Source organism: Mesorhizobium sp., from assembly GCF_041661565.1.
Classification (GTDB): domain Bacteria; phylum Pseudomonadota; class Alphaproteobacteria; order Rhizobiales; family Rhizobiaceae; genus Mesorhizobium.
On record NZ_JBAZUD010000182.1, the window covers coordinates 1 to 8,791 of the forward strand.

The following is an 8,791-nucleotide window of genomic DNA, read 5'->3' on the forward strand; positions in this document are numbered from 1 at the left end:
CAGGATATAACACGGATCGGCGGCTCTGTGTTCCACTGGCACCAACAATAAGGCGGAGGCGGCTTGCCCCTCGCGGTGATCAGTGCGCTGCGATGTCTCAGGCCGGCTTCAGGCGGGCGGCCGCGAGATACATCAGCGCCGACGCGGCCTGCCGGCGGTCCCAGCCGGCGGCCTCGACCTTGTCCAGCAGCGCGTCGAGATGGGGCCCGAGCGCCTCCCTGCAGTCCTGTTCATAGGCGGCGACTGTCGCTGGATGTCGCGGCGCGCCGATGGTCAATGCCTTGGCCATGTCCGATTCCCCCATTGAGCGGCCGGCACTATACCATAGCCGGCAAAGCGGAATCGAGATCGCCGCGACAAGGCCGGGGAGGCCGCAACGGCTGGTGGTGGCCGGGGCATGATCGAGCACCGATTGCCTGAGAAAAACTTCGTCGGCATGTCGGATCCGGCGCTGCCCGCGCGTCCTGTGAGCGAAAGCCCATTGCCATACAACTGGAGAATGACATGTCGCCGGAAATCGCCCAATCGCCCCTGCGGACCGCCGGGCTGCTCATCGCCCGCCTGATCTTCGCCGCGGTCTTCCTGATGGCGGTGACCTTCAAGGTCATGGACATGGCCGGCACCGCCGGCTACATCGCCGCCGCCGGCTTTCCTTTCCCGCTGTTCCTGGCCTGGTGCGCGGCGATCCTCGAGGTCGCGCTGGTGCTGTGCTTCCTGACCGGCGCCTTCTTTTCACAGGCCGCCCTGGCCGCCGCCGCCTATGTGCTGTTCCTCGGCTTTGCCTTCCACGGCCCCAGCCACTGGGCCGCCAACCAGGCGGAGTTCGGCTTCTTCGTCGACCATTTTACTTTCCTGGCTGGGCTGTTCTTCGCCGCCGTGCATGGCCCGGGCCAGGTGCTGGTGGTGAAGCCGGGTTGGCCGGGAGGCGCTTGAGGGGAGAGTTGCGCTCGAGCTGCAAATAGCCGCCTGCGGGGTCCTTTCGAACTTGTTAGGAATTTGTTCCTACAACTATTGACCGGGTGAGGGCAGCCATGCTAAATATTCGTCCATGGTGCTGATTTGCGCCAATGACCCGCCGCCGAGGCGGGTTTTTTGCTTTTGCCGTTCCGCGAGGGCCGGTGTGGTCAACCGCGCTTCGAGGCGATGATCGCAAGCGAGGCCAGTTTGCTGTCGCTGAGACTGCCTATGTAGTTCTTGCGCCGCTGCAAGAATTCGGCGCCGAGGACAATCTCGTTGGCCTGCTGCTGCGCGGGCGAGGGCACGATGCCGGAGCTCGCCCGCTTGCGCGCCAGTTCGACATGGTCGCCGGTTTCGTCGATGATCTCGTCGATCCGGAAGCCGGCGTCGGCGAACAGGGCTTGCAGCGCCGTGCGGTCGACGAGATGGCTGGCTGCCGGTGCGACCGCCCAGGGCAGGGGATAATGCGGCTCGCCCCCCGCCAGCACGGCTTCGGTCCAGATCAGCCTGCCGCCCGGCTTCAGCACGCGAAAGGCCTCGCCGATCACGCCCGCCTTGTCGGCGATGTTCATGCCGACATAAAAGCAGATCGCCGCGTCGAAGGTGCCGTCCGCAAACGGCAATTTCGCCGCGTCGGCCTGTTGGAACCGGACCTTGTCGCCCAGGCCGCAGAGCTCGGTCAGCCGGCTGGACGCCTCGACAAAGGCCGGCGTCAGGTCGACCCCGTCGACGTCGCAGCCATAGGTCGCGGCGAGGAAGCGGGCCGGGCCGCCAATGCCGCTGCCGATATCGAGGATCCGGTCGCCGGGCGAGGGGGCCAGGCGGGCGGCGTGGTCCTGGGTGGCGATCAGTTCGCGGCCATGAAGCTGGTCGAACGGATAGAACTGCGCGGCATCGAGGCTGTCGATCTTGGCGTCGGGGATGGCAGCCAGGATGCGCTCGACAATGCCGTCGCTGCCGTAATGCGTGGTGACGTTGCTCATGGCCGTCCTCCCCATCGAGGCGGCAGTTTCCCATCAATGGGGGCGTTAGGCAATGTGGGGTGGGGCCCAAGTTGGCGAACAACAGGATAGGAATTTTTTCTTATGTGCTGTTGACCGGGTGAGGGCAGCGGTGCTATATTTTATCAATGGTGCTGATTTGCGCCGACGACCCGCCGCCTAGGCGGGTTTTGTGTTTCTGGCGCCTTTCCATGCCGTTGCGCTGGTGCCTGCATTTGAACGCTGGCGGGACAGCGCCCCCCTCTGTCCTGCCGGACATCTCCCCCACGAGGGGGGAGATTGGCAGTTTTGGCGTGGCGCCCATCTCTGCGACGGCGGCGCTTGGCGAAAGCGGGCGTGACATCTGATCTCCCCCCTCGTGGGGGAGATGTCCGGCAGGACAGAGGGGGGCGCCGTGGAGTGCTGGCTTCCGTCCTACTATCTACATAGCGAGAATCCCCATGCCCCGCTACGCCACCATCATCACCGGCGATGACGGCCACGAGGTCGTGAGCGCCATCGGCGAATTCGAGGGCGCCGCACCCCGGCCGCGTCTCGGCCGTGTCGAACAGGTCGCGCCGGGCGTGCGGATCGGTATGGTGCGGGCTGGTGCCGGCTTCTGTTTTCCGCGGCCTGAAAGCGGCCCTGTCGTTGGCCTGGTCTTGGCGCGGCTGGAGGCGCGGGCGCGGGTGGCAGGACGCTCCGTTGCGCAAAGCACTGCCCCGGCAAAGCCGAAGCGCGCCAGGAGCGGCAAGGCGGCGAAAAAGAAATCACGCTCGAAAAAGCCGGCCAGATCGACCCCAAAGGTGGCTCCGGCCGATTGCGTTGGCGATGCCGGCGCCACGGGTCGAGCAGATGGCTGACGACACCGCCGCCAGGCCGGCACGCCGCAAAGCCAGGCCGGCGAAACGAATTGCCGCCGGCGCGGCCGCCGCGCCTCCATCGCGCGCGAAGCGCACGAAGAAGACGCTGGGCGATGATTTCCTCGCCGCCGTGCGCGCCGATTTCCGCGCGCATGGCGCCGGCGTCATCGCCGAGGTGCGGGCCGACAAGCCGGACCAGTACCTCAAGATCGTGCTTTCGGTGCTGCCCAAGGATTTCCCGGGAGACGCGCTTGTCACCAACAACCAACTGGACGGCTTGAGCGATGAGGAGATCCGCAGCCGCATCCGCAGCCTCGAAGCCATCCTCCGGCCGTTCCTCGACGAGCCCGCCGGTCGCGGCGCGGACAGAGTATCTGGCGCTGCTGGCGGAACTGGACCGGAGGCGTCGCAGCAATCTGCTGGCGGCCTACGCGCCCTACCAACGCCAGGCTGAATTCCACGCCGCCGGCGCGACCAACCGCGAAAGGCTGTTCATGGCCGGCAACCAGCTGGGCAAGACCAGGGCGGGCGGCGCCGAGTGGGCCATGCACCTCACCGGCCGCTACCCCGCATGGTGGCGGGGCAAGGTGTTCGAAACGCCGGTGCGGCTGTGGGCTGCCGGCGTCACCGGCGAAGGCACGCGCGACAACCCGCAGCGCGTGCTGGTCGGCCCGCCGCAGCAGCAGGCGGCCTGGGGCACCGGCATGATCCCCGCCGATGCGCTTTACCAGACCATCATGGGCCGCGGCGCGCCGGGCGCGCTCGACAGCGTGGTGGTGCGCCATGGCGGCGGCGGCGATGTCCAGGCCGGCGAGAGCGTGCTGTCATTCAAGAGCTTCGAGAAGGGCCGCGAGAAATGGCAGGGCGAGACGCTGCACGGCGTCTGGTTCGACGAGGAACCGCCGCTCGACATCTATTCCGAAGGCCTGACCCGAACCAATGCGACAGGCGGGATAACGATCGTGACGTTCACGCCGCTGCTTGGGATGAGCGACGTGGTGCTGCTGTTCCTGTCGGCGGGCGAGGTGGAGCGGATGGGGAAGGGGTGAGGTTTCAGAACTTGGGTTCCTCGCCCCCGCAAGGCGGGGGAGAGGTGGCCGCGAAGCGGACGGAGAGTGGGCCTTCGTGGGGCGCTGGCTTGGCATGGCGAAGTTCGCTTTGCCTACCAGGTTCGCGCCATCCCCCTCTCCGTCGCGGCTTTGCCGCGCCACCTCTCCCCCACTCCGTGGGGGCGAGGAAACCCATGTTCTGGGAGCGCCTCACCCCGTCACTTTCGCCCTACCCCTCCGCCAGCAAATTCAGGCGGTTGCCGGCAAGGATGAATGCCACACCGCGTGATGCGAGATCTGGTTGTGCTCGATGCAACTGGCCGCCAATTTGCTGATTTCAGGATCGGCCGACGCCCGCGCCCATTCGACGAAGGCATCGACGACCACCAACCTTGCCCGACCGGCCAGCCCAAGACCATAACGCCGCACCACTGGCTCGGAATGGTCGAGCATCGTGCGGATCATGCCCGATGCATCGTCTCGAAATTCCCCGGAAATATCCGAGATCGCCGAAAACGCCGTTCGCGGCCTCAGCAATGCCGCATGCTCACGCGCAAGCTTCAACTGCCAGTCCTTTGCAAAGCGGACGAACTGGACAGCTCCCATGCGCACGCCGTCATGCGCATCATCAAGAGCAAACAGGGCTTGCGCCAGGTACTCGCCATGGTCCCGCGTGCTGCATCGCAAGATAGCCTCCACCGCATCGAAACGCGTGCGCGGGTTGCTCTCCCCAAGCAGTGCGGCGAGTTCGCCCAGCATCGAACTTATGTTCTGATTTTGAAACGTGGCCATAAACGCGCCCGCCGCGCGGGTGCGGGCGTTGGCCGATGTGAGCAGGAGACGAAGGCTTTCCAACGGCACCGTCCTGCCAAGCTCGCCAAGGAGGTCGTTGGCAAGCGCGCCATCTTGGTCATGGGAGGACGACAGCAGAAGCTGCAGCATCTCCGGACCTGACGGGGCATTTGGCGATTTGCCGAGCGGCAACAGGATCTTGCCGCCTTCGCTGAAATAAAGATGAGCAACCTCGCTGTCCTCGGCGGACAGGCGCATCGCCTCGAATAGATCTGTCATGGCAAAGAGCGGCTTTCCCACCCGCGTAGAGGAGAGGCCGCGCGGAAAGCGCCAGCCCAAGACGCATCGGCTTGGCCGATGCGGAGCAGGACCTAGCGCATAAAATCGTGGAAGAAAAGACGCGTGTCGGCAAAGGTTATCCGCATCAAGCGCCAAGCTGCGTGACGCCGGGCGGGCTTATGGGTAGTGGCTGCCGGCAAGCTGCCTGGCGCGGGCCTTGGGATCGGTGGCTTTCCGCGTCAGCGGTTGGCACCAGATCCTTGTTTCGCCTCTCCGATTGGACCAAACATTGCATACCTTGTTCGGTGTCTCCGGGGCGCAAACGTTGTGCTTCACCCCGGCATATTCAATGATCTTGCAGGTCTGCTTGCTCGTATCATAAGGCACGTTCGATTGGCACGCCGAGGTGCCGGCGGCAATGGCCACCATGATTGCTATGCGGATCATGTAAGTTCCCCAAATCCCCAAGCAACCATGCACTGCATCAACAGTATTTGGCAATAGCCGTTGCTGTGCGGAGCAGAAGATTAGGGCAGGCTGATATGTCCCGTCACGTCACCTTCATGACCATCGACGATGCCGCGCATTATTCGGCACAGGAACGCGCGGCGATCGTCGCGGCCTATCCCGAGCATGAGCGCGAGGCCCGGGCGCGAGGCATTCCGGTGCTGGGGTCGGGGCGCATCTTTCCGGTGGCCGAGGCGCTGATCGCCTGCGAGCCGTTCCGGCTGCCGCGCTATTGGCCGCGGCTCGGCGCGCTCGATTTCGGATGGGACCATCCTTCGGCCGCGGTCGAGATCGCCTGGGATACGGAGGCCGATGTCGTCTATGTCAGCAAGGCCGCGCGCGCCTCGCAGCAGACGCCGGCCATGCAGACGCTGACCCTGAAACCCTGGGGCGACTGGCTGCCCTGGGCGTGGCCGCGCGACGGCCGCCGCGAGACGCTGGAAGGCGCGGGCGTGGCGCTCGCCAAACAATATGCCGCGCACGGGCTGAACATGCTGTCGCGCCACGCCCAATTCGCGGACTGCTCCGTCTCGGTCGAGGCGGGGCTGATGGACATGCTCGACCGCATGCAATCCGGCCGCTTCAAGGTGTTCTCGACGCTCACCGACTGGTTCGAGGAGTTCCGGCTCTATCACCGCAAGGACGGCCAGGTGGTGAAACTGCGCGACGATTTGATGGCGGCGACGCGCTACCGCAAGCTGACGCTCAGCTTTGTCGCCGGCACCGGCGCGTTGCCGACGACGGCGGGCGGTGTCTGGCTGATGTTCGACCGGGCGGGCGACAAGGGGATTGATGGAGCGGGCGCTGGAGACTTCACGGGACCGGCTTCTTCGGTGACGGACAACATCGTCACGTTTGCCGGGACTACCGGGAAGGTGGGCAAGGATAGTGGTGTCAAGGCCGTCGACCTGATCGTCGGCCCCGCCTCGGCCGTCGCCGACAACATCGCCACGTTCAACGGCACAACGGGCAAGATCGCTAAGGATAGCGGCGTCGCGGTGTCAAGCCTTGCACCGAAGGCAAGTCCGACTCTTACGGGCACACCAGCAGCGCCGACAGCCGCACCCGGCACGAACACGACGCAGATCGCGACCACGGGCTTCGTCAAAGCGGCGATCGACGTGGTGTTGGGTGGGGTGTCGGCGGCGTTCGATACGCTGTCGGAGATTGCTGCTGCGATGGTGCAGAAAGCGGTGGATAACACTGGCATCACGGCTGGTTTCACTTCGACGGCGGTCAACGATGGCACGAAGTCGTCGGGTACTTACGCGCCCTCACCACTCGGCGGCAATCTACGCTATGTCCTGAACAATGGGGCGTTCACATTTGCCGCGCCGACCCAAGCCGGTGACTACTCGATGGTCGTCCAGATCACAAATGGCGCCTCGGCTGGTGCTATCACGTTTTCAGGTTTTGCCCTTTCGCCGGGCGGCAATTTGCTGACGTTAACCAACGCAAACAAGTTTAACTTATACATCACCAAGCTGAATGGCGCAGTAACAGGAAGCATTGAGGCTCTGCAATGATCCCGTTTGTAAATCCTCTTCGCAGATACCGGCCGCAGAGAACTCTCAGAGAGATTGTGAAAGATGCGGGACTTCTAGCCAATCTTAGAATCTGCTTGGACCCGGGAGCAAAGGATTCGTGGAACAATTTTGGGCAGACATTTGTTGACATATCGGGCAACGGTTACAATTTCAGCCTCGGCACCACCACAGGCGTGGCCGCCGATGATCCCGCATTTTACGGAAGTGTGGGCATGGAGAGTAGCAATGAATATTTTCAATATGACGGTGGTGATTTCTTCCTCGCAACAAACGCCAATGATACACTGATTAACTCCCTTCATAAAGTAGGGGCAACGTATTCATGTGTCGGTTTTGTATATCCATTATCAACTGGGCGCTGTGGTATTTTTCACACGGGAGGCTCTGTAACTAGTATCGGAATACATTTCTATGGGAGCAACACCGGGGCGCTCTTCTCATATACTGGGAATGGATCAGCGAACTCTATGGACACGACTACAGCATTGTTGAACTTCAACCAAGTGAATATGGCCGCTGTCAGTGTCAGCCTTGACAGTACCACCAGCAGGACGCGAAATTTCTACCTAAATGGTGTATATCAGTCCACAACCGTGACCAGCAGCTTTTCGTTTTCTTCGTCCGCTGCAAGTTCGGCCAGGATAGGCGCCTCTGGGGACAGCAGCATCATCAGCGCTAGCGGGTCACGTCTATTAGGGCTGGCGGTGTTCGACCGAACTTTGGTGGCAGCGGATTTCGATTCTCTGCGGGCTTCGGCCCTCCGGCGTTGGCCTACAATCTAGGAGAACATACCGGATCCCGTGAAGACAGCTTGCGCGGATGACCCGCCGCTGGCGCTCGATTCAGTCCCCGGGGGGCGAGGTGGGACGATCACTCGCGGTGGTCGACGGCGGCCAAGGCGCACCGACCATGAATGCACGACGCCGCTGCGCAAGGGGAATACGGGACAGCCGTCATTACCCAATTAGCCCTGTTCAATCGCTAAACTATCGGTCTTCTGGGGAGTGTCATCTGGCGATCTGAAAGGCTAGAGCGAGCGCTAGGATGACGTTTAGTAGCATCGACATACCCAATATCCACCACACGGGCCGGGCTGCGACTTCCTCGTGCTCGAAAACTCGTTCTCCAGAATCCGTCATCAGGTCCCCATTCGTCACTTGTAAGCCTTCTTGCGTCTGCGATCCTTAGCACCACCGCGTCAATCTGAAAACTATCCCATGAGGACGAGAGAATCCCCCCGGCTGCCTGGCGAAAAAGGAAACGCCAGTTGAGATCCTTGGTGTGCGACCGAGCACTACGGTCATCCCACCGGTGGCGTTGCCTTAATCATTGAAGCAAAGAGCCGAGATTTCCGGTCGATCGGTCGAGACGAAATGTACTTGCCGTGTCGGTCGTCATTAACGAGTGCCATCTCCCAAGGGGATCCAAAGCGGTTAATGACAGACCTAGTTTTTGACACAGGACAAGCGATTGGGGCAGGTGAATCCGACGCGGGGATGTCGCTACTCAATGATCGCGCACACATGGCAATCCGTGAACGCCAGTGCATTCCAGTTCACGGATTCCTCGCTGCAGTTTTGTGTAGCCTCTCGCTGCCAGGCGACATCGATCGGATGGTGACGGCGTCTGGCCGTGCGTGCGAGTCACTCAACGAGCTACGATAGCTGACCACACAACAAAAGGAACTCCCATGGACCGCAATTTCGCGCGGGCGCTTGCGCTCGTCCTTCGTTCGGAAGGTGGCTGGTCGGACAACCCCGCCGACCCAGGCGGGGCCACCATGAAGGGCGTCACGCTCGCCAATTTCCGGCGCTATG

General features: G+C 62.7%; 10 protein-coding genes. 7 read left to right on the forward strand and 3 right to left on the reverse strand.

Features of this window, described 5'->3' with window-relative positions; translation table 11 throughout:
* Positions 1 to 97 precede the first annotated feature (97 nt).
* Positions 98 to 289 carry a hypothetical protein gene (locus WC739_RS22945; RefSeq protein WP_372955286.1) on the reverse strand — a complete coding sequence of 64 codons (192 nt, stop codon included), beginning with the start codon at positions 287 to 289 and terminating at the stop codon, positions 98 to 100.
* Positions 290 to 504: 215 nt separating this feature from the next.
* Between WC739_RS22945 and WC739_RS22950 the strand changes: the two genes are divergently transcribed.
* The gene (locus tag WC739_RS22950) at positions 505 to 933 is read left to right on the forward strand and encodes a DoxX family protein (RefSeq protein ID WP_372955287.1); all 429 of its coding nucleotides are present in this window, start codon (positions 505 to 507) and stop codon (positions 931 to 933) included.
* Positions 934 to 1,124: 191 nt separating this feature from the next.
* On the opposite strand, the gene WC739_RS22955 is transcribed toward WC739_RS22950, so the two are convergent.
* Positions 1,125 to 1,940 carry a class I SAM-dependent methyltransferase gene (locus WC739_RS22955; RefSeq protein WP_372955288.1) on the reverse strand — a complete coding sequence of 272 codons (816 nt, stop codon included), beginning with the start codon at positions 1,938 to 1,940 and terminating at the stop codon, positions 1,125 to 1,127.
* A gap of 458 nt (positions 1,941 to 2,398) precedes the next feature.
* Here WC739_RS22955 and WC739_RS22960 point away from each other — a divergent pair, with 458 nt between their 5' ends.
* The 3 genes from WC739_RS22960 to WC739_RS22970 are packed head-to-tail and all read left to right on the forward strand — an operon-like array spanning position 2,399 to position 3,849.
* A complete protein-coding gene (locus WC739_RS22960; RefSeq protein WP_372955289.1) occupies positions 2,399 to 2,800 on the forward strand; it encodes a hypothetical protein in 402 nt (133 codons plus the stop codon).
* Positions 2,793 to 3,254, forward strand: coding sequence for a hypothetical protein (locus WC739_RS22965; RefSeq protein ID WP_372955290.1), 462 nt, complete (start codon positions 2,793 to 2,795; stop codon positions 3,252 to 3,254). The genes WC739_RS22960 and WC739_RS22965 overlap by 8 nt, the downstream gene beginning before the upstream one ends.
* 40 nt (positions 3,255 to 3,294) lie before the next feature.
* The gene (locus WC739_RS22970; protein WP_372955291.1) at positions 3,295 to 3,849 is read left to right on the forward strand and encodes a terminase large subunit domain-containing protein; all 555 of its coding nucleotides are present in this window, start codon (positions 3,295 to 3,297) and stop codon (positions 3,847 to 3,849) included.
* A gap of 249 nt (positions 3,850 to 4,098) precedes the next feature.
* Here WC739_RS22970 and WC739_RS22975 read toward each other — a convergent pair whose 3' ends face one another.
* Positions 4,099 to 4,980 (reverse strand): hypothetical protein, encoded by an 882-nt coding sequence (locus WC739_RS22975; protein ID WP_372955292.1) that lies wholly within the window; start codon positions 4,978 to 4,980, stop codon positions 4,099 to 4,101.
* A gap of 482 nt (positions 4,981 to 5,462) precedes the next feature.
* On the opposite strand from WC739_RS22975, the gene WC739_RS22980 reads away from it, so the two are divergent.
* The 3 genes from WC739_RS22980 to WC739_RS22990 form a co-directional block, all read left to right on the forward strand.
* The gene (locus WC739_RS22980; RefSeq protein ID WP_372955293.1) at positions 5,463 to 6,953 is read left to right on the forward strand and encodes a terminase large subunit domain-containing protein; all 1,491 of its coding nucleotides are present in this window, start codon (positions 5,463 to 5,465) and stop codon (positions 6,951 to 6,953) included.
* Between the two features lie 95 nt (positions 6,954 to 7,048).
* Entirely contained in the window at positions 7,049 to 7,756 is a 708-nt protein-coding gene (locus WC739_RS22985) for a hypothetical protein (RefSeq protein WP_372955294.1), read from the forward strand.
* 908 nt (positions 7,757 to 8,664) lie between these two features.
* Positions 8,665 to 8,791, forward strand: a 127-nt coding sequence (locus tag WC739_RS22990; RefSeq protein ID WP_372955295.1) for a glycosyl hydrolase 108 family protein, incomplete at its 3' end; no start/stop codon positions are given.

Coding starts and splice junctions, on each gene's coding strand:
- WC739_RS22945 (WP_372955286.1), bottom strand. CDS start 289: ATGGCCAAGGCATTGACCATCGGCGCGCCGCGACATCCAGCGACAGTC.
- WC739_RS22960 (WP_372955289.1), top strand. CDS start 2,399: ATGCCCCGCTACGCCACCATCATCACCGGCGATGACGGCCACGAGGTC.
- WC739_RS22980 (WP_372955293.1), top strand. CDS start 5,463: ATGTCCCGTCACGTCACCTTCATGACCATCGACGATGCCGCGCATTAT.
- WC739_RS22955 (WP_372955288.1), bottom strand. CDS start 1,940: ATGAGCAACGTCACCACGCATTACGGCAGCGACGGCATTGTCGAGCGC.
- WC739_RS22950 (WP_372955287.1), top strand. CDS start 505: ATGTCGCCGGAAATCGCCCAATCGCCCCTGCGGACCGCCGGGCTGCTC.
- WC739_RS22965 (WP_372955290.1), top strand. CDS start 2,793: ATGGCTGACGACACCGCCGCCAGGCCGGCACGCCGCAAAGCCAGGCCG.
- WC739_RS22970 (WP_372955291.1), top strand. CDS start 3,295: ATGGCCGGCAACCAGCTGGGCAAGACCAGGGCGGGCGGCGCCGAGTGG.